The sequence below is a fragment of the Alistipes sp. AF48-12 genome, from assembly GCF_003477565.1.
In the GTDB taxonomy this organism is placed as follows: Bacteria; Bacteroidota; Bacteroidia; order Bacteroidales; family Rikenellaceae; genus Alistipes_A; species Alistipes_A hominis.
The window spans coordinates 16,121-39,348 of the sequence record NZ_QUDJ01000024.1; the positions used below are offsets into that span (position 1 = coordinate 16,121).

Here is a 23,228-nt window from a genome sequence, read left to right on the forward strand (position 1 = left end):
CGTACGGCCCGACTACATGCCCTTTTTAACGCCTTTGCGGATCAGCCATACGTTCATCGGCAGAGCTGCCAAAAAACCGACGAACATGGCCGTCTGCATCATAAACCAGAACGTCCACGACATTTTCGACAATCCGGTTTCCCGGAACAGCACCCAGATAACGACGGCCATCCACGCGTACATGCCGGTCTGCCACGCGGTCAACGACAGAAAATCGGCCTTCAGCGCATGGACGACCGCCTGCTTTCTCGGCAGCATTTGCATACTCCGGATTGCCGCGTACTGAAAATAAACCCCGATACAGAGCGCCAACGCATAATCCAGCGCCCAACCGCCGACAACCGCGCTGCCGCCGATCGCGACCGGCACGAAATACAGAAAGCTTTCCCCGATCAGGTCGGCTAACGTACATCCGGCGCCGCAGTGTAGCGTCGACAGCACGACGGACTGCCACTTCGGACGGTCGCGGCCCATATCCATCGGCATGCGCGTCTCCGCTTTATTTCCCATCGGCATCGAACCGGCATCCGGCGCCTCCATCCGCATCGGAGCGGCCACCGGCGCGGAGCGTTTCGCGCGCCCGAACCGGAAATAAGCCCACAAGGCGATAAACCCGCCCCAGAGCCCGGTCAGTATCCACACGCTGTTCATTATCTTCATGGACTGCTTCCGGCGCGGAAGATCCGATGCGATCACGAGGGCCGAAACGATGCCCGAGCATACGAAAAATACGGCGATTGTATTCATACCAAACAGGTTAAATTGTTACGAAGATCCGTAACAATTAACATACCAACGCGGGGAAACGCCGTCAGAACATGCTGACCAGCAGCATCACATTCAGCAGCGTCACCACGCCGCCGATCGCATAAAGCAGGTATTTGGTGAACGTCGAATTTTTATACTTGCCCATCACCCGTTCGGAAGAAGTCAGGTAAACCTGCAGGAAAACGGTGAACGGCAGCTGGATACTGAGGATCATCTGCGAATAGATCAGTCCCCGGAACGGATTGGTAATCACCAGGATGATCAGGAACGCGACGACGAGCGAAATGATCACGCCGAGCCGCGAGTGGCTATCCTTGATATCGTAGGGCTCTTTGAAGATCCCGGCGAAAATGGAACCGGCCGCCATACCCGACGTAATCGTCGAAGCGATCCCGGCGAACAGCAGCGCCACGGCGAAGATCACCGTCGCATTGCTTCCGAGCAGCGGGCGCAGCAGCGAATCGGCCTGTTGCAGCTCTTCGACGGGTGTTTTGGACACGAAGAACGTCGCGGCGGCCAGTAGGATCATCGCGCTGTTGATCGCCCAGCCGATCAGCATCGACAGGATCGTATCGGCATATTCGTACCGGAGCTGTTTTTTGATCACCGCGTCGTCGGAAAGGTTCCACTGCCGGCTCTGGATGATCTCGGAGTGCAAGAACAGGTTGTGCGGCATCACCACGGCCCCCAGCACGCTCATGATGATCACCATCGACCCCTCCGGAATGGTCGGCGTAACCCACGCCCAGGCGGCCGCGGGCCAGTCGATCGTCGTCAGCGACAGTTCGTAAATAAACGACAGCCCGATGATCGACACGAACGCGATGATCCACTTCTCGATCAGCCGGTAACTGTTGGTAAACAGCATGACGATTACGAAAATCAGCACCATCAGCGCCCCGATCCGCACCGGAATGCCGAACAGCATCTGCAACGCGATCGCCCCGCCCAGAATTTCGGCCAGCGACGTGGAGATCGACGCGAGCACGGCCGACCCCAGCACGGTGCGCGACACGGCCGGCTTCAGGTAAACGGTGGCGGCTTCCGACAAGCAAAGTCCGGTGGCGATTCCCAGGTGGGCCACGTTGTGTTGCAGGACGATCAGCATCACGGTCGACAGCGTGACCATCCACAGCAGCGCATAGCCGTAGTCGGCGCCCGCGGCCAGGTTCGAAGCCCAGTTGCCCGGATCGATGAACCCGACGGTCACCAGCAGACCGGGCCCGATGTATTTCAGTATTTCGAGGCCGCCGAGCCGGGGATGATGTTTACCGAGGCCGAATTTAGTACGCAGCGAATTCAGAAACGAAGCCATGAATCACAATTTGGTTACATTTATATCCTTGCGGTCGATGTAGTTCGGATAGCGGAACGCCGGTATGCCGAGCGCCATACCGGCGCGTATCTTCCCGGATATGCCGAGCATTTTGGCCAGCCGCCTGTTCCGGTCTTGTTCGACGGCCGAACAGACGAAACCGGTGTAGAACTGGGCGACGCCGAGACTCTCGGCCATCAGCGAACCGTTCTGATAGGCGAGGTTGGCGTCCTGGCATCCGAAACGGCTTTCCGAGGGCGTATGGATCAGGATCACGGCGGTAGCCCCGCGCAGGATCAGGTCGTTCCCCTTGTCGAACTCCGAGATCAGACGCTTAAAATGCGGCACGTAGCCGTATAGCTGCGGCGCAATCCGTTTCAGCACCGGCTTCAGCAGCGGATTTTCGAGTTTTTTGAGAATCGAAGCGAATACGCCGACGGTAAACGCGCTGATCGCGTGCAGTTTTTCGGGATCGGTCACCAGCGTAAACGCCACCCGTTGCAGGTTGCTGGCGGTCGGGGCGCGGTGGGCGGCCTCAAGAATCCGGTCGAGCGTCTCTTCCGGCACCGGCTTCGCGGTAAAGGCCCGGTTCGACCGCCGCGCCTTGCACAGCAGCATCACCTGTTCGGGCGAGGGCAGCAATTCCCGATCGACCGGATGCACCTTCTGCGGCGGAAAATCCCCGTGCTCGACCGAACCGGTCGGGCAGACGGCCACGCAATGCCCGCACACGATACACGACCCGATCCCTTGCAATCCGATCTCGCCGCCGGAGACCGGCTGCGTAAAAATTTTCGACGGGCACACCCGCACACATTTGCCGCACCGGATGCAACTCTCCGCACGAACGCTCAGCATTACTTTCATACCATCCTGATTTTAATTCCGTAAAAATACGATAAACCGGGCTATTTTCCCCGGTCCGCCCGAACTTTTTTACTCGACATTGATCTATAACGCCATACATAAAATGTTCCAAACCGCAGCGCATACGCCCGTCTTCCGCCGTTACTCCTTTTCGAGCCGGAACCGCCACGCGCAGGCGCAGTCCGGCTCGGTCATATCCGGAAAACAACTCACGGCCTCGCATCCGATCCGATCGTCGATCACGCGGGCGAAATAGGCGTACTCGTTTTCGCCGACCGGTTTGCACGGATGCAACGGCAACCCCCTGCGGGTGCGAGCCGACTGCACCCGGCAGTCCGCCACGCGGAACTCCAGCGCATCGCCCGCTCGGCGGCACTCCGTCCGGCGGTTGGCCAGCGCGGCGAAACGAAACGCGAGGGCTTGTTCCAGCCCGTCGAGTCCCGGCCGTTCGGGCAGACCGAGAAACGTTTTGATACGGCGGGCTTCCGTCTCGGTGAAACGCCGCCACACCGCACAGTCGTGCGCCATCGCCTCGTCCATGCCCCGTCCGCGTTCGACGGACTGAAACCACACGCCGTCGAGCGCCAACAGGTTGCGGGCATAGATCCGCACCAATTCTTCGAGTTGTTCCTTAGTCAATTCTTCCAAACTCATCGCTTTCATAAAGGCATCGTTTCAGTGGGTACAAAAATAACGATTTCCCGGCAATAAAAAGTTCGGCGCCGCCCGGCGCAGGCAAAATATAAAGTCGATTATTTCAGCAAGGAACGGCAATTATCCTCGCCGAATACGTTTTTGTAGATTCAAATTTTAAAGGCAGGCTAAATTCCTCTGAAAAACTCCTCGAAAGTAATACCGTAATAATTACACAACTTTTTCAGGGTAGGGAGCGATATGCAATTTTCTGCAATCTCGATACGGCCTATGTTCATATTCAGATCGAAACGCACGTTCTCCTGGGTAAGGCCCTTCTTTATGCGAACGTCCTTCAAGCGTTCAGCTATCTTTATTCCCAAGGCTTATTTTTCAAATCAATATTTTTGAAAAACTCTTCCATCGAAACTTCGTAATACTTGCAAAGAATAGCTAACGAATAAATCGAAGGCATCCGATTCCCAGATTCTATCCTACTGATATTTACTCCCGTATCCATCGTAACCCGCTGTTGGGACACACCCCGGCCGTTGCGGATTTCTTTCAATCTCCACACAATGGTCGCAAGGAATTGATTGTCACGTCTCGGAGTGCTCATGATTGAACGATGTTACTGATTAAACACTATGATTATGGCTAAATCCCTTTAAAAAATTCTTCTAAAGTGATTTGATAATAATCGCATAATTTCGACAGGGTGCTGACTGTAATATTATACTTCTCCGTCTCAATTTTTCCTATATGGATTCCGGTATTGAAATAGACCGTTTCCTGAGACAACCCCCTTCCGATTCGCAGATCTTTCAGCCTACGGGCTATCTCCTCGATAAGCACATCATTACGCCACTGTTTCTTCATAAAACAAAGGAACTCAAACACGGATGTATTTTATAATGATTTATACATCATTATTCGGAAAAATTATATATATCAGTTCTTTCAGGCTCATCGCTTTCATTACGGCGCCGTTTTAATCGGTATAAAAGTAGCGACTTTTCGGCAGACTTCGAGTTTTTCATAAACCTAACCGACAAATATTGCTGTTTGTAGAATAATCCGTATGTTTGCAGCGTTATCATTTTACGAATTGAATGATTATGGAGACTATTGCAGATTGTGACAGGTGTGCCGAGCGGCGCACGAACCGCAGCAAATAGTCCGTCCCTTCGCCCGGCACGGACTGTTGCGGCCCGTGCTTTTTCACACATCCAAACTAATAATGCGATTCCCGGTCGATCCGAGAGGTAATTGTCGTGTCCTTTATCGGACAAAGAAGTTCTTTGGAATTAAAACATATCTATTTGAATAAGCATGAACAAATTGCTATATTTGTATTGAATTTTATCCGAAAAAATGCGCGTCATTTTTTTTCTGTAAAATTCTCCTGTTGTCATCCGGGTAAAAGTGGAATTTTAAAGGAAGGCACAACGGGCAATGGGAGGGTTCATGCTGCAAATCTGGCATGAACCCGACTTGCCTGTGCTATGGCATTTCCACTGCCACCCGGATAGCTGGTCGGGATTCATGCCTTTGTTTTATATAACTCCGCTCAGTGAGCGGAGTTTTTGTATTTAATCTGCTTCTTATAAATCGTTTCTTAGTGACAAAAATGAAACATTATTTCTCTCAATCGGAAAATTTCCATATTTTTGTATAAATCTATAATGATATAGATACGATATAAAGCAAAAGCATATTGCTCCTGCTGCTATCCGGGGAAAGTGGAAAGTTTTTGGATCGGCGCAGGTAACAGGCTTCTCTATAACTCTTCGGAGCATGGAAGGAGGCTTGTTGTGCGCTATGGTATCCACTACCTCCCGGATCAACTCGCTGACGATCTCCATGCTTCGATTTTTTTGCATGGCCGTCAGCTTAACAAAGGACGGCAGTGGCAACAACTGACAAAACATTCCATTTCCCTTCTTATGCGACAAATACTGTCGCTGATTCGCACTTTGCAATCATTCCGTCGGACTGTCTTTCCGACATTTTTCAATATTTGAATATTCCTTTTCCGACACAATTTTACGCCTTTCGAAACGCGCATGTCCGGTTGTCCGCAATGGCGGCACGGAGATGCACTCGCTTTACGTCGTTAATACGCCATTATAATACAACCCATTTATCCGAATGCCGCCATGAAAGAAAAGAATGAAAGCTGGTTGTTGTCGCCCCATGCCGCGTACCACCTCGAACTGAGCATCGACTTTCTGCACACACGCCCGGTCATGGATATCGGAGCGAACGAGATTCCCGCAGAACTGTTGCAGACATGGATCGCGCCCGGCCCGAAAGAATTGCTGATAAGAATGGCAGATGGCTCGGCCGGACCGAACGAGACGATGCCGTACGAAGTCTTCGCCCGCGCCCACGAACGCCACGACCGGTCGTACGCCGAAATGCTCGAACGCGAATTTCACACTCCCGCCGCCACGGTCAACCGGAATTTCCTACTGTACCAGGAGATCCTGCGAATCGTCGCGCGACTCCGCGAAAAGCGGATCGAGGTGCCCCCGTTCGCCGTGTTCAACTTCGTCAATTACCCGATCACCGTACCGGCCGCCAGGGAGTATGCGTGGAAACACGGCATTCCGTCCGTATGAAATGATCCGGCGAACACGCACGAAAGAGTAGGGGACAGACTACCGGCCGGGAGCGGTTCCCCGTCCGGCCGCGCCGGAAGCATCGTCCGCCGAATGGTCTTTTTTGATCCGCACCGCGTTGCCGGCGTCGGGCGAGAGCCCGAGGTAACCGAACAGGTGCAGGAACCCGATCGCCGTGACGAAAAAGAACGCCAGCCGGAAATCCGGGATCGTGTATTGTCCCGGCACGCCGCCGTTCAGTACGTTCGAAAAGCGCAGCGCGACGGCGCCGATGGCGATCCCCATCCCGATCGACATCTGCTGGATCGTACTGTACAGCGTATTGGCCGAGGTCATATCGTGTTCGGGAATATCGGCGAAAGCGAGCGTCGTCAGCGAACTGAACTGCATCGAGCGCACGAGTCCCGACAGGAACAGCGTCAGCACGATAATCCATACCGGCGTGGTCGGCAGCAGCAGGGCCGTCAGAAAAGTGAACAGGGCTACGAGGCAGCCGTTTACGATCAGCACGTTGCGGAAACGGAAACTGCGGATGACCCACACGGTAGCCGACTTCATCGACAGGTTGCCGACCATCGTAGACAGGAACAGCAGTCCCGCCTCGAACGGACTGAGCCCGAACCCGACCTGGAACATCAGCGGAACCAGGTACGGGAACACGCCGATCACCATCCGCGAAACCGAACCGGCGTAGATCGTGATCCGGTAGCTTTTGTACTTCATCACCGAATAGTCGATCAGCGGATTGTCGATCCGTTTCGAATAAAACACGTTGGCGAACAGTATAATGAGACTTCCGCCGATAAGCCCCAGCGGCACGTAATACGAAAGTCCTTCTTTGCTGAACAGCTCCACGCCGTACATGAATCCGGCCAGCGCCAGGCCGCTCAGGACGAACCCCGGAGCGTCGAACGGTTTGCGGGAACCCTCGCCGCGCTTCTCGGACGGGATATAACGCCAGGCGAGCAGAACGCACGCGATGCTGATCGGAACGTTCAGGTAGAAAATCCACCGCCACGTAAGGAAAGTCGTCAGATAGCCGCCGACCAGCGGGCCGACGATCGGCGCGACCAGCGCCGGAATCGTGATGTAATTCATCGCGACGGGCAGGTTCTCTTTGGACGACGTTTTCAGCACGGCCAGGCGGCCCACCGGCGACATCATCGCCCCGGCCATCCCCTGCATCACCCGGTAGATCACGAACTGCAACAGCGACTGCGACGTCCCGCACAGCGTCGAGGAGAGGATAAAAAACACGATCGCCGCGCAGAACACGTTGCGCGTCCCGAACCGGTCGGCGATCCAACCGCTGACCGGAATAAAGATCGCCAGCGCGATCAGGTACGAAGTGATGCCCGTACTCAAATGGATTACATCCGTCCCGAAGGCGCGCGCCATGGCCGGAATAGCCGTATTGACCGCCGTGGTGTCGAGAAACTGCATGAAAAACGCAATGGCCACCACCAACGCTACCCGAACCGATTTATCTATTCTCATCCTCCTCAAAATCTCAATCGCAAAGTTAACAATTTTCAACGAAAAAGACCGCTCGCCTGCCGGAGGCACGGCAGGGCGAAATAAATATTTTTTTATCCCGGCTTGCGAAATAAAAAATAATATCGTATATTATTCCGGTAAATTAAACTCGACCTATGAAAAACCTCTTATTGCTGCTTGTCGCCCTGACCGGATTTATACGACTTCAGGGGAAAGAATTGATCGTTACGACGACCGATAGCGTACAACTTTACGTGAAAATAAAAGGACACGGGCCGCATTTGCTTTATTTGCACGGCGGTCCCGGATCGGGTTCTTATTGGCTTGAAAAATTTTCCGGAGAATTCTTCGAACGGCATTTTACGATGATCTATCTCGACCAACGGGGAACCGGACGTTCGACCAGTCCTTCCAACGGAGATTATTCGATGAAAAGGATGGCCGAGGATTTCGAACAGGTGCGCCAAATCCTGCATATCGACCGTTGGTTCACACTGGGGCATTCGTTCGGAGGAATCCTGCAAATGGGATATACAGAACGGTATCCCGGTGCAATCGAAGGGATGGTCATGCTGAACTGCACGTTGTGTATCGATGACAGCTTCGAAAACGGATGGCTAAAAAAAGCCGGAAAACTACTCGGGAAAAAAGAGTGCGCTTTTTTGAAAAACGATTCTCTTTCAAATATGGAAAAATTGACGATCGCCGCCGGAAAACTCGAAGAAAAAAAACTCCGGTGGAAAATATTTTACGCTTCGCCGGAGAGCGATGCAAAGATGAATCGGTCGTATCAGGAAATTCCCTCTTTCAACAACGATTTCGGCAATAGTTTTTTTAGCAATAACGCCGTTGTATTTCCGGAATATTACCGGGACTATAGACCTGCCACGGCTGAAATTCAAGTACCCGTCCTGTTTTTTTATGGCAACACGGACTGGAGCGTCGGACCTAAACACTACCGGAACGTACATTTCCCGAACATGATCCTGCGGAGAAGCAACGTCGGCCATATGCCGTTTCTCGAAAACAGCGAAGACATGCAAAACGCCGTATTGACTTTTCTAAAGGAGAGCGATTCTCTTCGATAAACGATGCCGCAACGCTATCCCACGCCAATCGGTAAAAATGCAGGATATTTGCTAATAAGAGCAAATATCCTGCATAAAATCGCGAAACTGCCTATCATGCATTTTTTTCAGTCCGATTCGCAACATTCCGAATAAAGAAAACTCACAAACTATTTCTAATATTCAGGCGGCAGCCATTCAGTTGCGCTTTCGTAAACACCGGGCCGTCCTTGCACACGTACAGCTTGCCGACATTGCAGCGACCGCATTTGCCGACGCCGCATTTCATCCGATTTTCGAGCGTCGTGTAGATCCGGTCGTCGGCAAACCCGAGCTTTTCGAGCACCGGAAACGTGAATTTAATCATTACCGGCGGTCCGCAAACGATTGCGATCGTATTGTCGCTCGACGGAGCGATCTGTTCGAGCACGGACGGTACGAAGCCCACGCGGCCTTTCCAGTCGGCAGTCTCGCCGCCCGGATCGACCGTCGTGACGAGGCGGACGTCCGGACGCGCCGCCCATTCGTCCAGTTCGTGTTTATAGACCAGGTCGCCGACCGATTTGGCCCCGTACAAAATGGTCACGTCGCCGAAATTTTCGCGGGTGTCGAGCGCGTTCCAGATCACGCAGCGCATCGGCGGCAGCGCGATGCCGCCGGCGATGAACAGCAGGTTTTTACCTTTCCACTCGTCGAGCGGGAAAACGTTGCCGAACGGTCCCCGGAAGCCGACGGTATCGCCCTCTTCGAGCTTCGACAGGCCCGTGGTCACGCGTCCGGCCTGGCGGAACGTACATTCGATATACCCTTTGCGGGTAGGGGACGAAGCGATGCAGAACGTGGATTCCCCTTCGCCGAATACCGAGTATTCGCCGAACTGCCCCGCCCGGAAGTCGAATGCGGCAGCCTCCTGCTCGTTACGAAATTTCAACCGGAACGTCCTGACGCCCGGGGCTTCGACGGTGATCTTCTCGATCTCCATCAGGTACGGAAGGTATAGATTGGATTGAGTCATGGCGGCTAAATGGATTGTAAATGTTCGAGCAGGTTCATGTTTACCGGGCAGGCCCGCGAGCAGCGTCCGCAACCGGTACAGCCGGTCTGTCCGATCCGTTCGGGCATGTACGAGAATTTATGCAGTACTCGCTGGCGCCAGCGGGCGCTTTGCACCGGACGCGGGTTATGTCCCGACGTATGCAGCGTGAAAAGCGAGAAGCCGCACGAATCCCAGCAGCGCACCCGCCGGCCGGTTGCCCCGCGCGCATCCTCCTGAATGTCGAAACAGGCGCAGGTCGGACAGACGAACGCGCAGGCCCCGCAGCCGAGACAACGCTCGGACTGCCGTTTCCAAACCGGGCTGTCGAACGCCTGATCCAGTTTCTCGCGGAGCTGTTGCGCATCGAAACGCTTTTCGACGCGGGCCAGATACTCTTCCTTCGAAATGCCGTCGGCCGACGCAAACAGCGACGACGCTTCGGCTGCGAGCCGTTCTCCTTTCGGGGTCAACACTTCGACCAGCGCGCCGCCGTCGGGCAGCAACGTAAGCTGAATGTCGCTTCCCGTCGTACTTCCCGGCCCTCCCCCGACCGACGTGCAGAAACAATATTCGTCGCTCGTCGCACAGCTGAAACTGATGAGCGTCAGCCGCTCGGCGCGCGCATTATAGGAACCGTCCTTGTAATCCCAGTTGAATATGCCCGACAACGAGGCGAATCCGGCCGCATCGCACGGACGGATTTTCCAGACGACCGTTTCGGGAATCGCCTGCAAATCGGGTTGCCGCACGGAAACCTGTTTTCCCTCCTTCCGATAGGAGAACAACTCCTCCGTCCTCGGGAAAACAACCTTTTTGACCGACTGCGTCGTTTGTACGTAATCCGAGGCCACTTCCTCCGGCCGGGCGATCTTTTTAAAATCGACCCGCGCTCCGGTTCTTACCGGAGCGTATACCGACCGTCCGCTGCCGATCAGTTGTTCGAGCCAGCGGGCGATATTTTCGGGTGTGATATGTAATTTCTCCATGATTCTCGTTTAACGAATGAAATTTTCCTTGTCCGACGGATCGAACGTCGACAGCGCATTGCCTTTCTGACCGAGGGTTCCGGACTTCGCACCGAATTCGGCGTCCACGTCTTCGAGCAACTTTTGCGTCAGCAGGTGGATCGGAATCCCCAGCGGGCAGGCTTCGCCGCAGGCCCCGCACCCGGTACAGCGTCCGGCCATGTGCATCGCGCGGTTGATGTGCCATTCGATATTCGGCAGCGTTCCGGCCCAGGGTTGCACCCACTGCGGGCAGTTGATCTCCACCACGCAACGCGTACAGTAACACAGCGGGCAGGCCGCACGACAGGCGTAACACTTGAAACACGGTTCGAGCTGCTCTTTCCAAAATTCCCAGCGTTCTTCCCGGGACATTCCTTCGAGCCGGCCGATCAGTTCCCGTTCCTTCTCTCCGAGTTTGAAATCGAAACCGGTCAGGTAACTTTCTACCGCGGCGAACGTATCGAATTGCATCACCTCGCCGTCGGCTACGGTAAGTACCAGCAGCTTATCCTCGGACAACTGGTTTTCGGCAGCCAGTTGCAGGATCGACCGCAGCACCGGGATCGTGGCGACTACCGCCGTGCGTCCCGCGCCGAGCAGTTCGGGTTTGGTCAGGTAGACGGCCAGGTTATGGATGCAGCGGCCGTCGTAAACGAGGCGCGCCGCCTCTTCGGGTATGCGGCAGAACAGCGGACGGGTCTTGTTGCCCTTGTCCTCCCCGTAGCCTATTACGAGCGTCGCTGCGCCCTCCCGCAGCAGGGCTGCGGCTTTTTCGGTCAGTTTATCCATGGTTTTCCTCCTTTTCGATATAATCGGCTACTTCCCGATACCTCGTATACGGCCCCAGTTCGCGGATTTCGCGCACCGTGTCGTTGACCAGGTCGGCCCACTTGCCCCCTTCGGCTGCCGACACCCACGAATAGCGGATGCGGCGCACGTCGATGCCCATAAAGTCGAGCAATCCCCGGAAAACGATCCAGCGCCGGCGGGCGTGGAAGTTCCCGGACGTATAGTGGCAGTCGTTCGGATGGCAGCCCGAAACGATGATGCCGTCCGCGCCGCCGGCAAAAGCCTTCAGCAGCAGCATGAAGTCGATGCGCCCGGTACACGGGAAACGCACGATCTTGACGTTCGTGGCGTACTTCAGCCGGCTGGTTCCGGTCAGGTCGGCCCCGGCGTAGGTACACCAGTTGCAGACGAAGGCCACGATATTGGGTTCGAATTCTGTTTTATTTTCGTTCATTGTTTATCGTATTTGCATTGTGACGATCCGTCCGTTCAGGCCCCCTGCGTGTGCAGCAGCGCCATCACCTCGGCGTACATCTGGTCGTTCGAGTATCCCTGAATATCGATTGATTTCGAGCGGCAGAACGCGACGCAGGTTCCGCATCCCTGACACAGGCCCGGATTGACGCGGGCCACGGTCTTGACGACGTTGCCGCCGCGGTCCTTGATCTCCTCCCGCTCGATAGCCTGGTACGGACAAGCCGTCTGGCACATGAAACAACCTACGCAGGTACTGTACACCGGCGGCGCCATCCGGTTCACCACCGCGATCAGCGGCTCGCGTACCAACTTGTCCGACGAGAACAGCGCGGCCACTTTCGCCGCCGCCCCCGAGGCCATGCTGACCGTTTCGGGAATGTCGCGCGGCGCCTGGCAGGCTCCGGCTACGTAAATTCCGGCCGTATTGGTTTCGACCGGTTTCAGTTTCGGATGCGCTTCCGCAAAAAATTTGTACGGATCGTAGGATACGTGCAGCCGCTGCGCCAGTTCTTCCGCGCCCTCGTTGGACACCCCGGCGGTAGCGAGCACGACCATATCGGCCTCGATCTCGACGGGTTTGGCCCCCATCAGCGTATCGACGCCCTTGACGATCAACTTGCCGTCTTTTTCATAAACGCGGGCCACGCGTCCGCGCACGTAGTTTACGCCGTCGTCCTCAATCGCGCGGCGCACGAACTCCTCGTAATTCTTGCCGGCGGCCCGGATATCCATGTAAAAGACGTAGGACTCCCCGCCGTGCACTTTGTGCTGGTACAGCATCGCGTGCTTGGCCGTATACATGCAGCAGATTTTCGAGCAATAGTGAATCCCTTTGGCCGGATCGCGCGATCCGGCGCAGGCGATGAACACGATCTTTTTCGGCATCGTTCCGTCCGACGGACGGCGTATCTCGCCCGACGTAGGCCCGGAAGCCGAAGCCAGCCGCTCGAACTGCAGTCCGGTAATGACGTCTTTGTACCGTCCGTAACCGTATTCCGGAAAAAATTCCGTACCCAGCACGTTGAACCCGGTAGCGACCACCACTGCGCCGATATCCTCGGTAACGAACTCATCTTCCTTGTCGAAACAGATCGCCCCGGTAGCAGGTCTTCTCGCATATCTTGCACTTGCCGCGTTTGTAATAGTTGCAGTGCTTTTTGTCGATCACCGGTTTGTTCGGCACGGCCTGCGGGAACGGGACGTAGATCGCCGTGCGAAGGCCGAGTCCGGCATTGAATTCGCTCGGGATCCGCTTTTGCGGGCATTTGGTCGTACACAGGCCGCAGCCGGTACAGATCTTTTCGTCGACGCTTTTGGCTTTCAACCGGATCGTCGCCTTGAAATTGCCGATAAACCCGTCCAGATGTTCGAGTTCGGCATAAGTGTACAGCTTGATGTTCGGGTGTTGCGCGACCTCCACCATCCGCGGCGTCAGGATACACTGCGAACAGTCGAGCGTCGGGAACGTCTCCGACAACTGCGACATGTGGCCGCCGATCGACGGCTCTTTCTCGACCAAGATCACTTGATGACCGCAGTTGGCGATATCCAGCGCGGCCTGTATTCCGGCGATGCCGCCGCCGATCACCAGCGCCTTCTTGGTAATCGGCACTTCGATCGGCTTCAACGGCTTGTTGCGTTTCACTTTCTCGACCAGCCCGCGAACGATGTCGATCGCTTTCGCAGTCGTGGGTTCTCCTTTTTCGTGCACCCACGAGCAATGCTCGCGCAGGTTGGCCATCTCGCACAGGTAAGGGTTCAGCCCCGCTTCGGAACAGGCCCGCCGGAACGTCGGCTCGTGCATCCGGGGCGAACAGGCGGCCACCACCACGCCGTCGAGTTTTTGCTCCTCGATGGCCTTGCGGATCAGCGACTGTCCCGGATCGGAACACATATACTTATAATCGGTGGCAAATGCGACTCCGTCGAACTTCGCGGCTTCGGCCGCCACCTTTTCACAGTCGATCGTAGCCCCGATATTTTCGCCGCAATGGCAAATAAAAACTCCTATTTTAGACATTTTCGGATTTTCAGTTAGTTAGAAGGTGACGGGAACGAAATGGCGTTCGATGCCCAGCTCCCTGGGACTGAGCCCGACGGCCAGACCGATGGCCTGCGTAACGTACAGCACCGGAACATCGATCCGGCGCCTGAGGTAGCTGTCGATCGCCTGCCGGCGCATATCGAGGTTCGAATGGCACATCGGACAGGCCACGATGATCGCCTGAGCACCCCGGTCGGCGGCGTCGCGGACGATCTCCCCGGAAAGCCGTCCCACGATATCGGTACGCGACACCGAAAACCCGGCGCCGCAGCATTCGGTCTTGAATCCCCAGTCGACCGGCTGGGCCCCGACCAGTTTCATCAGCGCGTCGAGGCTCTGCGGGTCTTCCAGACGATCGAATTGCAACACCCCGTGCGGACGTACCAGCAGGCAACCGTAGTAGCACGCCACTTGGCGGTCGAACGGCTGCACGATCCGCGCCGCGAGTTCTCCCTGAATATACTTTTCGATCATCTGCACGACATTCAATATCCGGACGCTGCCCGTATAGGGCATCCGGATCGTATCGGCGATTTCGTTGCGCAACGCCTCGTCTTCGGCCAGTTCGTACTGTACCGTACTGAGCCGATTATAACATGAAGCGCACGGCACGACCACCTCATCGAGTCCCTGTTGTTCGGCCAGCGCAAGGATGCGGGCCGGCAGCAACAGCGCGAGCGTCCGGTTCATCGAGTGGGCCGCAGTGGCCCCGCAGCAATTCCAGTCCTGCACCTCTTCCAGTTCGAGCGAAAACGCTTTGGCAAGGACCGCGACCGATTCGTTGTATTCGCGGGAAGTGCCTTTGAGCGAACATCCCGGATAGAAACCTATTTTCATCTGCATTCCCGGTTTAAAGTTTTTTACCGACTTTACCGGCCTCGTCGAAAATATGCCGGATCGCCTTTTTGTTTTTCACCTGCTCGGGCAGCAGGCTCAGCTTGCCTTTCGCCAGCATGTCCGGCACCAGGGGCAGGTCTTGTGCGAGCCGCATCGTCCGGGCCTTGAATCCCGCGATCAGTCCCACCTCGTACAGCCGTCCGGTGTATTTCACCGAGTCGAGGAACGCCCGGTGGAAGGCCACGACCGGTTTCGCCTTTTCGCCGACGCATCCCGCCCGCAACGACTCTTCGCGCAGGTAGTCCATCATACGCGGAATGTCGATCTGCTGCGGACAACGCGCAATGCAATTCTCGCAGTTCAGGCAGAGCCATATCGTGTTCGAGCCGAGCACCTTCCGGTCGTTCTCTTCGCTGCGCGTCTGCAACATCCGCAACACGAGGCTCGGCGGATAGTCCATCTCCGGGGCCGTCGCGCATCCGGCCGAGCATTTGCCGCACTGATAGCAACGGGCGACATTTACGCCGGTATTTCCCCGCACTTCGTCGGCCATGTAATTTTCGTTTTCCATTTAGGTATTATTTAGTAGCTTAGATGAATAGGCATAGCTATACCGCACCGAACCGGCACGGTCATTCCGATGAAAACGGGCATTAAACCCGCATACAGCCCAATGTATGGATATAATCCGGAAAGGCGTTCCGGATAAAAGACAGGTATTCCGCGGCGACACGTTTCCGCCGTTCCGCAGGAACGGACAATTGCGGAGTAGGGCAGGCAAGCGTCCGTACCGGATATTTCGAAATCTCCGCCCCGGAATATTCCGCGCCCGCAAAAAGACACTTATCCGTCGAAACCGCCTGCGCATCCGTCGCGGGCGGACAGACCGAAACATCGCACGAATCGAAGCACGCCGTCTCCGCATACGCAAAAACGGCGGAGAATTCCGAAGAACCTCCCCCTTTTTCGGTAACGTTTCCGACTACGAACGAAAAAAACAAATATGTCAGGACGAATAAAGCCTTTTGATACATGGTTCACGACGACGCTTACACCCGAGAACACTTTCTACCGTAAACGCGTTTACAAATGTAATCATTCGGAACGACATTTCCGCCTCGATTTGAAAAATTACATAACGCCGTAGAAAAGCGATGTAACCGTAGCACGCGTTTACGGCGATCCGCTGTCGGCCGTCCAGGGTACCAAAAGGTCAACAAGGCCAAATAATCAAGCCGACGCACCCAAAATAAATTTCAATCCGGGAGGGATTTAAGAAACGATCTTAAATTCCTCCCGGATAATTTTTAGCTTCGACAACAAACTTCCGCCTTTTTCGACCGGAGAATCGCGACATATCGACCGATCTTACTTATATTTGCCGAAAGAGCCGGATCGTCCATGAAAAGAATCGTTTTGTCCTTCGCATTATTAGTTATCGCACAGAGCGGTAAACCGTCGGTTATCGAATACCGATTGCAGGAGCCGTCGTTCGCCGCGACGGAAAACGCCCCGTTTCAGGAACGGGGTCGAGGTAACGGAACCTATACGAAAGACAGTTGGACGGTTTTTTATCGCGGGTATGAAGTAGAGGGAGCTTCCTCGTCATCGTTCGAAGACCTCGGGAGCGGATACGGAAAAGATGCGTGGAAAGTATTTTATCAGGGCCTTGAAATCGAAGGCGCTTCCCCCTCTTCATTCCGAAGTTTCGGCGACGGCTATGCCAAAGACGACTGGCAAGTATTTTACCGGGGCAGAAAAATAGAAAATGCCTCCTCGTCTTCATTCGAAAACCTCGGCGGCGGTTATGGGAAAGACAGTTGGACGGTTTTTTACAGAGGAAAACCCATACCCAACGCCTCCGCATCGTCGTTCGAGAATCTGGGCAGGGGATATGGCAAAGACGCCTGGAAAGTTTTTTACAACGGGAAAGCCGTCAAAGGGGCCTCCCCGTCTTCCTTTCGGACTCCGCACCAAAGATAATAATCGGTACAATCGTAAAGAAATATCAGATCAGCAATGATTCGATCCTTCTGCGGGGAGAGTAGGGTAACGGTTTTGGCATAACCGATTCTCATTATCAACGCAGGATACTCCTTACCGGCAGGCAAGTTTTCTCGCAAAGCGGAATATGATTTCGACACGGCAAAAGACAAAAAATAAAAATGAGGAGTACGATTATGTTTTTTAGAAAGTATCCACCTGAATATACCGTAATAGCCGTTTTCATAGCGATCGGGCTCGTTCTTCAATTGACAGCTTTGTCCAATTCCGGATTTTTCAGCGACGAATTTCTACACATCGAAGCGGGAAGACACCCCGCCTGGGGCTATTCGGATTTTCCCCCGATGATCGCCGCGTTTGCCTGGATACAAAATCTGTTTAACACCGATTCCGTATTTATCAATCATCTATTCAACCTTGCGGCTTCCGCAATGGCGGTTCTGTTCTGCGGTTTGACGACAATCAAACTGGGAGGCAAATGGTTAGCCGTATTGGCCACCTTGTTATGCATCCTGTTATCTCCCGGAATAGCAGGAACCCGGTTTCTTTTTTTGCCCACCGCATTCGATCAGTTATTTTGGATTATTTGCATTTACTGTTCAGCGAGTTATTGCCAAAGTCAAAATGCCAGATACCTAATTTGGTTTTGCATATTCGGAGCATTGGGATTTTTGACAAAATACAGCATTGTTTTTCTGTTCGCAGGGATGCTTACTTCGTCGTTAATCTTTCGGAGAGATATTTTTCTGAAAAAGAGTTTATGGATCGGATTGCTAATATTCCTTGTGTTAATCACACCGAACCTCTGCTGGCAAATAAAAAATCTGTTTCCGGCGATCACTCATTTTTCCCAATTATACGACAGTCAGCTAAACCGACTTTCAATGGGCGGGGAATTAAAGAAGCTTTTTCTTTTTTCAAATCCCTTCACAATGATATTCTGGCTTCCCGGACTGTTCGCGATTCCGTTTATTTCCAAATTCAAACGATACAAATTAATTTCCTTTGCGTTATGCTGTTCGTTTGTTTTCTTGTTTTGCGCAAAAGGAAAATGGTATTATTTTTTCCCTGTCGTAATCGGAGCGATTCCGTTAGGCACGGTTTTTTTCGAGCGATTATTGCAGAAAAGAAAATGGATAATCTACGCATACCTCACCGTACTCGGATTAACAGGCGTTTACCTCTTGCCTCAAGGAATCCCTATTATCAAGCTCCAGAGATTTATCGAACTATACCATAAAAAACCAAACAAAGACGGTAAAATACCCCTTGCTTTTGATAATTATTATTCAACCGAAATATGGACCCGGATATTAAATGTCGTGAACAAAACGTATATAGAATTGTCTTCCGAAGAACAAGAGAAATGTTTTATTTTGGGGCGGCATTATTCAATGGCGGGAGCGATGAACTTACTCGGGAAAAAATACGGGTTGCCCCAGGCTTTTTCACTTCACAGTTCATTTGAGTGGATGCCTGAATTTGACAAAGGAGCGGTCATCATTGCAATCGGCGAGTCAAACTGGCTCGAACAACACTGGGGCGAATATTTTAAATATGTTGAAGAAATCGGTATTGTCGAAAACAAGTATGCAAGTAAAGAAAGCGAATATAATTATCGCATCTTTTTATGTAAAGGATTGAAATATAACTCAGTCGAATTTAAGCGGTTTATTGAGAATTAACAGCCGAATTCTACGAAGTATCGAATATGAGGCGAACCTGACGATGTATGAACCGATCGTGTATTACGCAGTGATAATCCGCAAATCATTTTTGAAAAGTACCGAACCGCATTGGATAATTATCCGATACGTTTGGACTTCGATACGCCCAACCGTACCGTATTTTGGGTGTATTCCAATAACATCATTCTGCACAGGTCGAAAGACCGACTTGAAAAATATATTTGTTTGAAAAACAAACAATTAGTATATTTGTATGTTAAGTTTGATTGATTCGTTAGAGATTAGGAATTTGGTACATTTTTTTGGTACACAAAAAAAGACAGTCACAAATTTTCATTGCAACTGTCTGATTTTCAAGTGGTGCCACCACGAATCGAACGAGGGACACAAGGATTTTCAGTCTGGCAAACTCATTTTTACATAATATTGACTTTTATAGTTAATATCAACTATATCAGTTGTTTATATATTAAAAAGAAAGAGGCACCTCATTCAAATTATCATAAAATTATCTCGAATTTTGTAGGCATTTGGTGCTTTTTTTGGTGCTTTTTTTGAAGATCGTTTGAATGGGGTAATTGCCTGTAATACATGTATAATAAAAAGAAATATTATTCGTTTAAATAACATAAGTATACTCCTCACTATTTTCTTTTCTACCCACTTTTCTTTTATCACATTTTTTTGTTTAACAGCTAAAGAGCATTATTATGGGAAGCTTCAATAATAATATTGCTACTGCTGTCGTGCGCCTTGATACGAGGGTACGTTTAAAAAAGAGTGGCAAATTTGCGACAAAGCTTGAAATTTATTATTCAGGCAAAAAGAAGCGTTATACGACTCCTGTTCAGTGTACTGAAGCCGAATGGAAAAAGATAAATGCTTCTCATTTAAAAGATAATAATTTACGAGAATCTAAAAACATAATCAGTGAAATCTTATGTAAAGCGAACGATATTATCAGCACATTGCAAAAGGATTTTTCATTCGAGCGATTTGAGCTATTGTACTTAGGCAATAAAGCCAAAGCGGTCAAAGATCGCCAGAATGTATATGACGCATTTCGCACTCGTATTTCTATGTTGCATGAAGAGTAGCGTATCGGAACAGCACGTTCTTATACAACCACTATGCATTCTTTGATGAAATATAAAGCTAAGCTTTGTTTTAATGATATAACAGTTGAATTTTTAAGGGGTTATGAAAGATATATGCTACATTCTAATAAGTCGCTTACAACAATCGGAATTCATTTGAGGACCTTAAGAGCCATTGTTAATGAGGCTATTGTAAATAAGATCATACCAGCGGATATGTACCCGTTTGGTTTGGAACGAAAAAAGAAATATGAAATACCGACATCCCGCAATATAAAAAAAGCACTTGATATTAAAAGTTTACGAGCAATTATTGATTATGAACCGACATCGGAAAACGAAGCAAAAGCAAAAGATTTCTGGCTTTTTAGTTTTTATTGTAATGGATTGAATATGAAAGATATATTTAAACTGAAATATTGTGATATACAAGGGGATTTTCTTTATGTAAACCGTCAAAAGACCATGCGAACGAAAAAGGAAGCCGAACAAATAGAAATTTATATCACAAAACCTATCGCTGCAATTATAAATCGTTGGGGAAATTCAGATAAGTCACCTACAGAATATGTATTCGATATTTATAAGAAAGATGCTGATACAGAACAAAATTATGATTTAGGTAATCTTTTTATTCATGTCATTAATAGACACATGGTGAATATTGGCAAGAAGCTGAATTTAAATATAAAACTAACAACCTATGTTGCGCGCCATTCGTGGGCAACCTTGCTGATGCGTGAAGGAGTTCCTGTATCTTATATATCCAAAGGATTAGGACATTCTTCTTTAGCGACTACTGAAAGATATTTCGGTAGTTTCATGCAAAATCAAAAAATAGAGGCAGCCGAGTTGTTGCTCGAAACATTAAAATAAACACATAGCGAAAAAGTAAATTTGGGTAAAACGTAGCGAATTAGCTGATACAGCGTTCGTTACGCTTTGTTTTTCTATGGGACAGAGCCAACGAAATACCACCTCGAAGCCAAACAGCGCAGAAGTTCAGTTACCACCTCATTACCCCCGTAACGGGTGTGAATTTCTTGCTAAATGGTTCTGTTTCTGCGATTTGCGTAATTTTGCATAGCAGTCGGTAACTCACTAATAACTAATTTTGTAACCAAAAAAAGGAGTGAGTTATGCGTAGTACATTCAAGGTATTATTTTACGTGAAGAAAGGCAGCGAGAAGCCGAACGGCAACCTGCCTTTAATGTGCCGTATCACGGTGGACGGCGAGATTAAACAGTTCAGTTGCAAGATGGACGTTCCCCCACGGCTGTGGGACGTGAAGAACAACCGTGCTTCGGGCAAGAGCGTCGAAGCGCAGAGAATCAACCTTGCGGTAGATAAAATCCGTGTGGAAGTAAACCGCCGCTATCAAGAGTTAATGCAGACGGACGGTTATGTTACCGCCGCCAAACTCAAAGACGCCTATCTCGGTATCGGCGTCAAGCAGGAAACTTTGCTGAAGCTGTTCGAGCAGCACAACGCCGAGTTCGAGAAGAAAGTCGGGCACAGCAGGGCGCAGGGTACATTTACCCGTTATCGGACGGTCTGCAACCATATTCGGGAGTTCCTGCCCCATACCTACAAGCGTGAGGATATTCCATTAAAGGAACTCAACCTCACGTTCATCAACGACTTCGAGTATTTTCTGCGCACGGAGAAGAAATGCCGCACCAATACCGTGTGGGGCTACATGATTGTGTTGAAACACATCGTTTCCATAGCGAGGAACGACGGGCGTTTGCCCTTTAATCCCTTTGCGGGATATATCAACTCTCCCGAAAGCGTGGACAGGGGCTACCTCACCCAAACGGAGATACAGACGCTCATGAACGCACCGATGAAGAACGCCACCCACGAGCTTGTACGGGACTTGTTCGTCTTTTCTGTTTTCACGGGTTTGGCGTATTCGGACGTGAAGAACCTCACCGCCGACCGCCTGCAAACATTCTTCGACGGCAACCTGTGGATAATCACCCGAAGAAAGAAGACCAACACCGAATCGAACATCCGCCTTTTGGACGTTCCCAAGCGTATCATCGAGAAGTACAAGGGGCTGGCAAGGGACGGTCATGTTTTCCCCGTTCCGAACAACGGCAGTTGTAACAAGATACTCAAAGATATAGGCAGACAATGCGGCTTCAAGGTACGCTTGACCTACCATGTCGCACGCCACACGAACGCCACGACCGTACTTCTGTCGCACGGCGTACCCATCGAAACGGTGAGCCGCCTTTTGGGGCACACGAACATAAAGACCACCCAAATTTACGCCAAAATCACCGCCCAGAAGATAAGCCAAGACATGGAAACCTTGTCGCACAAGTTGGAAGATATGGAGAAGAATATCTGCCGAGCCATCTAATTAAGAACAGAATACCGATGAAAGAAGAAAGGAACATTATCACGATGGACGGGCAGGGCAATATCTCCCTGCCGAGCGATATAGGCGCAACCGCCATGACCGAGCGGGAAATCTGCGAACTGTTCGGGGTTATCGCCCCGACGGTTAGGGCAGGGATAAAGGCACTCTGCAAAAGCGGAGTTTTATCTATATATGACATAAAGCACATTATCCGCCTATCGGACAAATACAGCGCGGAGGTTTACAACCTCGAAACGATAGCCGCCCTCGCTTTCCGTGTCGAATCGTTCGGGGCGGCGAAAGTCCGCAGGGCATTATTAGAGAGGATTATACACGGGCGAAAAGAGAAAACGACGGTATTCGTGTCGGTTGTTTCGGACGGCAAGCCCAACAGCCGTTGGAAAGCATGATGATATACCAACATACCAACATGCAAACGTACCAGCATACCAGCATGCAAACATGCAAACCTATCACTATGGTGATATATATTGCAGGGTCTATTTCTCTTTTCAGAGGAAAGCGGAGCAATCGTTTTCGTTTACAAAGGCAAAGCAAGCACGGGGCTTTACGTCGGCTAAAAGGTCAGGCGGCTGCGCCGTTTCCCAATAAATCTTCCTCTCGCTTCGCTGCGAGCGTATTTATCGGGAAAACCTTGTATCCGACCGCCCCGTGCAAAAGAGCCTTTGAAAACGGAAACGACCGCCCCGCCACCCACCGACCGAAAGGAAAAAAATAAGGTGGGGTTACGGGCAAGCAGGCGGCAGGGACAGCCATAGCCGAAAGGCAGACGGGCAGGCAGACGGCACGCCGCAGGGTATTTACGGAGAAAATACCGTAGCTTATTAGGGAATTTTCCGAGCCGCAATACTACGTATCGCTGAAAATTCCCCAATAAGGCAAGGGGTAAGCCCCTCTGCACACCCCATCGGGGACGGCATTTGCCGCCCCGAAGATACGAAAAATCATTGTTTCACAAGTCAAGGAAGAAAGGAAAAATATATGGGTTTCGTAGTTTTACACATGGAAAAGGCGCACGGCAGCGACAGCGGAACGACCGCACATATCGAGCGTTTCATCATACCGAAGAACGCCGACCCCACACG

22 protein-coding genes and 1 pseudogene are annotated in these 23,228 nt (G+C 51.6%); 8 read left to right on the forward strand and 15 right to left on the reverse strand.

The features are described from left to right. Positions 1 to 12 precede the first annotated feature (12 nt). The 7 genes from DW082_RS12590 to DW082_RS12620 form a co-directional block, all read right to left on the reverse strand. Positions 13 to 747: a DUF4396 domain-containing protein gene (locus DW082_RS12590; RefSeq protein WP_118458901.1), complete on the reverse strand. Its 735-nt coding sequence runs from the start codon at positions 745 to 747 to the stop codon at positions 13 to 15. A 64-nt stretch (positions 748 to 811) separates the two neighbouring features. Continuing rightward, on the reverse strand, positions 812 to 2,083 hold the full coding sequence (locus tag DW082_RS12595; protein ID WP_055204473.1) for an Nramp family divalent metal transporter: 1,272 nt from the start codon (positions 2,081 to 2,083) through the stop codon (positions 812 to 814). Between the two features lie 3 nt (positions 2,084 to 2,086). Then, on the reverse strand, positions 2,087 to 2,950 hold the full coding sequence (locus DW082_RS12600; RefSeq protein WP_118458903.1) for a nitroreductase family protein: 864 nt from the start codon (positions 2,948 to 2,950) through the stop codon (positions 2,087 to 2,089). A 141-nt stretch (positions 2,951 to 3,091) separates the two neighbouring features. Beyond that, positions 3,092 to 3,613, reverse strand: a complete 522-nt coding sequence (locus tag DW082_RS12605) for a DUF6125 family protein (protein WP_101570524.1) — start codon at positions 3,611 to 3,613, stop codon at positions 3,092 to 3,094. Positions 3,614 to 3,771: 158 nt separating this feature from the next. After that, entirely contained in the window at positions 3,772 to 3,966 is a 195-nt protein-coding gene (locus DW082_RS12610) for a helix-turn-helix transcriptional regulator (RefSeq protein WP_101570526.1), read from the reverse strand. After that, positions 3,957 to 4,202 carry a helix-turn-helix domain-containing protein gene (locus DW082_RS15545; RefSeq protein WP_101570528.1) on the reverse strand — a complete coding sequence of 82 codons (246 nt, stop codon included), beginning with the start codon at positions 4,200 to 4,202 and terminating at the stop codon, positions 3,957 to 3,959. Before DW082_RS15545 ends, DW082_RS12610 begins: the two co-directional genes overlap by 10 nt. Before the next feature lie 38 nt (positions 4,203 to 4,240). After that, entirely contained in the window at positions 4,241 to 4,462 is a 222-nt protein-coding gene (locus tag DW082_RS12620) for a helix-turn-helix domain-containing protein (RefSeq protein ID WP_153498070.1), read from the reverse strand. Between the two features lie 1,280 nt (positions 4,463 to 5,742). Here DW082_RS12620 and DW082_RS12625 point away from each other — a divergent pair. Then, positions 5,743 to 6,207: a hypothetical protein gene (locus DW082_RS12625; protein WP_055204465.1), complete on the forward strand. Its 465-nt coding sequence runs from the start codon at positions 5,743 to 5,745 to the stop codon at positions 6,205 to 6,207. 39 nt (positions 6,208 to 6,246) lie between these two features. Here the strand turns inward: DW082_RS12625 and DW082_RS12630 are convergent, their stop codons facing one another. After that, entirely contained in the window at positions 6,247 to 7,704 is a 1,458-nt protein-coding gene (locus DW082_RS12630; protein ID WP_055204463.1) for a DHA2 family efflux MFS transporter permease subunit, read from the reverse strand. Positions 7,705 to 7,859: 155 nt separating this feature from the next. On the opposite strand from DW082_RS12630, the gene DW082_RS12635 reads away from it, so the two are divergent. After that, positions 7,860 to 8,792, forward strand: coding sequence for an alpha/beta fold hydrolase (locus DW082_RS12635; protein ID WP_118458904.1), 933 nt, complete (start codon positions 7,860 to 7,862; stop codon positions 8,790 to 8,792). A 142-nt stretch (positions 8,793 to 8,934) separates the two neighbouring features. Here DW082_RS12635 and DW082_RS12640 read toward each other — a convergent pair whose 3' ends face one another. The 7 genes and pseudogenes from DW082_RS12640 to DW082_RS12670 form a co-directional block, all read right to left on the reverse strand. After that, the gene (locus DW082_RS12640; protein ID WP_118458906.1) at positions 8,935 to 9,786 is read right to left on the reverse strand and encodes an FAD/NAD(P)-binding protein; all 852 of its coding nucleotides are present in this window, start codon (positions 9,784 to 9,786) and stop codon (positions 8,935 to 8,937) included. Between the two features lie 5 nt (positions 9,787 to 9,791). After that, positions 9,792 to 10,793: a 4Fe-4S dicluster domain-containing protein gene (locus DW082_RS12645; RefSeq protein WP_118458908.1), complete on the reverse strand. Its 1,002-nt coding sequence runs from the start codon at positions 10,791 to 10,793 to the stop codon at positions 9,792 to 9,794. A 9-nt stretch (positions 10,794 to 10,802) separates the two neighbouring features. Next, positions 10,803 to 11,603, reverse strand: a complete 801-nt coding sequence (locus DW082_RS12650; protein ID WP_118458910.1) for a 4Fe-4S dicluster domain-containing protein — start codon at positions 11,601 to 11,603, stop codon at positions 10,803 to 10,805. After that, positions 11,596 to 12,057 (reverse strand): hydrogenase iron-sulfur subunit, encoded by a 462-nt coding sequence (locus DW082_RS12655; protein ID WP_101570542.1) that lies wholly within the window; start codon positions 12,055 to 12,057, stop codon positions 11,596 to 11,598. Before DW082_RS12655 ends, DW082_RS12650 begins: the two co-directional genes overlap by 8 nt. A gap of 35 nt (positions 12,058 to 12,092) precedes the next feature. After that, positions 12,093 to 14,100, reverse strand: a pseudogene (locus DW082_RS12660) (FAD-dependent oxidoreductase). An 18-nt stretch (positions 14,101 to 14,118) separates the two neighbouring features. Continuing rightward, positions 14,119 to 14,961 (reverse strand): CoB--CoM heterodisulfide reductase iron-sulfur subunit B family protein, encoded by an 843-nt coding sequence (locus DW082_RS12665; RefSeq protein ID WP_118458920.1) that lies wholly within the window; start codon positions 14,959 to 14,961, stop codon positions 14,119 to 14,121. A 13-nt stretch (positions 14,962 to 14,974) separates the two neighbouring features. Beyond that, a complete protein-coding gene (locus tag DW082_RS12670; protein ID WP_118458912.1) occupies positions 14,975 to 15,532 on the reverse strand; it encodes a 4Fe-4S dicluster domain-containing protein in 558 nt (185 codons plus the stop codon). A gap of 830 nt (positions 15,533 to 16,362) precedes the next feature. Between DW082_RS12670 and DW082_RS12680 the strand changes: the two genes are divergently transcribed. The 6 genes from DW082_RS12680 (at position 16,363) to DW082_RS12705 (ending at position 22,532) form a co-directional block, all read left to right on the forward strand. Further along, complete coding sequence (locus tag DW082_RS12680) at positions 16,363 to 16,944, forward strand: DKNYY domain-containing protein (protein WP_118458913.1); 582 nt, start codon at positions 16,363 to 16,365, stop codon at positions 16,942 to 16,944. Positions 16,945 to 17,141: 197 nt separating this feature from the next. Next, positions 17,142 to 18,650 carry a glycosyltransferase family 39 protein gene (locus DW082_RS12685; RefSeq protein ID WP_182424171.1) on the forward strand — a complete coding sequence of 503 codons (1,509 nt, stop codon included), beginning with the start codon at positions 17,142 to 17,144 and terminating at the stop codon, positions 18,648 to 18,650. A gap of 713 nt (positions 18,651 to 19,363) precedes the next feature. Then, positions 19,364 to 19,750: an Arm DNA-binding domain-containing protein gene (locus DW082_RS12690; RefSeq protein ID WP_118458917.1), complete on the forward strand. Its 387-nt coding sequence runs from the start codon at positions 19,364 to 19,366 to the stop codon at positions 19,748 to 19,750. A 3-nt stretch (positions 19,751 to 19,753) separates the two neighbouring features. After that, entirely contained in the window at positions 19,754 to 20,626 is an 873-nt protein-coding gene (locus tag DW082_RS12695) for a site-specific integrase (protein ID WP_259335627.1), read from the forward strand. A 263-nt stretch (positions 20,627 to 20,889) separates the two neighbouring features. Then, entirely contained in the window at positions 20,890 to 22,122 is a 1,233-nt protein-coding gene (locus DW082_RS12700; RefSeq protein ID WP_004293706.1) for a site-specific integrase, read from the forward strand. Between the two features lie 17 nt (positions 22,123 to 22,139). Continuing rightward, on the forward strand, positions 22,140 to 22,532 hold the full coding sequence (locus tag DW082_RS12705) for a hypothetical protein (RefSeq protein WP_004293707.1): 393 nt from the start codon (positions 22,140 to 22,142) through the stop codon (positions 22,530 to 22,532). Positions 22,533 to 23,228 lie beyond the last annotated feature (696 nt).

Coding starts and splice junctions, on each gene's coding strand:
- DW082_RS12590 (WP_118458901.1), bottom strand. CDS start 747: ATGAATACAATCGCCGTATTTTTCGTATGCTCGGGCATCGTTTCGGCC.
- DW082_RS12595 (WP_055204473.1), bottom strand. CDS start 2,083: ATGGCTTCGTTTCTGAATTCGCTGCGTACTAAATTCGGCCTCGGTAAA.
- DW082_RS12600 (WP_118458903.1), bottom strand. CDS start 2,950: ATGAAAGTAATGCTGAGCGTTCGTGCGGAGAGTTGCATCCGGTGCGGC.
- DW082_RS12605 (WP_101570524.1), bottom strand. CDS start 3,613: ATGAAAGCGATGAGTTTGGAAGAATTGACTAAGGAACAACTCGAAGAA.
- DW082_RS15545 (WP_101570528.1), bottom strand. CDS start 4,202: ATGAGCACTCCGAGACGTGACAATCAATTCCTTGCGACCATTGTGTGG.
- DW082_RS12620 (WP_153498070.1), bottom strand. CDS start 4,462: ATGAAGAAACAGTGGCGTAATGATGTGCTTATCGAGGAGATAGCCCGT.
- DW082_RS12625 (WP_055204465.1), top strand. CDS start 5,743: ATGAAAGAAAAGAATGAAAGCTGGTTGTTGTCGCCCCATGCCGCGTAC.
- DW082_RS12630 (WP_055204463.1), bottom strand. CDS start 7,704: ATGAGAATAGATAAATCGGTTCGGGTAGCGTTGGTGGTGGCCATTGCG.
- DW082_RS12635 (WP_118458904.1), top strand. CDS start 7,860: ATGAAAAACCTCTTATTGCTGCTTGTCGCCCTGACCGGATTTATACGA.
- DW082_RS12640 (WP_118458906.1), bottom strand. CDS start 9,786: ATGACTCAATCCAATCTATACCTTCCGTACCTGATGGAGATCGAGAAG.
- DW082_RS12645 (WP_118458908.1), bottom strand. CDS start 10,793: ATGGAGAAATTACATATCACACCCGAAAATATCGCCCGCTGGCTCGAA.
- DW082_RS12650 (WP_118458910.1), bottom strand. CDS start 11,603: ATGGATAAACTGACCGAAAAAGCCGCAGCCCTGCTGCGGGAGGGCGCA.
- DW082_RS12655 (WP_101570542.1), bottom strand. CDS start 12,057: ATGAACGAAAATAAAACAGAATTCGAACCCAATATCGTGGCCTTCGTC.
- DW082_RS12665 (WP_118458920.1), bottom strand. CDS start 14,961: ATGAAAATAGGTTTCTATCCGGGATGTTCGCTCAAAGGCACTTCCCGC.
- DW082_RS12670 (WP_118458912.1), bottom strand. CDS start 15,532: ATGGAAAACGAAAATTACATGGCCGACGAAGTGCGGGGAAATACCGGC.
- DW082_RS12680 (WP_118458913.1), top strand. CDS start 16,363: ATGAAAAGAATCGTTTTGTCCTTCGCATTATTAGTTATCGCACAGAGC.
- DW082_RS12685 (WP_182424171.1), top strand. CDS start 17,142: ATGTTTTTTAGAAAGTATCCACCTGAATATACCGTAATAGCCGTTTTC.
- DW082_RS12690 (WP_118458917.1), top strand. CDS start 19,364: ATGGGAAGCTTCAATAATAATATTGCTACTGCTGTCGTGCGCCTTGAT.
- DW082_RS12700 (WP_004293706.1), top strand. CDS start 20,890: ATGCGTAGTACATTCAAGGTATTATTTTACGTGAAGAAAGGCAGCGAG.
- DW082_RS12705 (WP_004293707.1), top strand. CDS start 22,140: ATGAAAGAAGAAAGGAACATTATCACGATGGACGGGCAGGGCAATATC.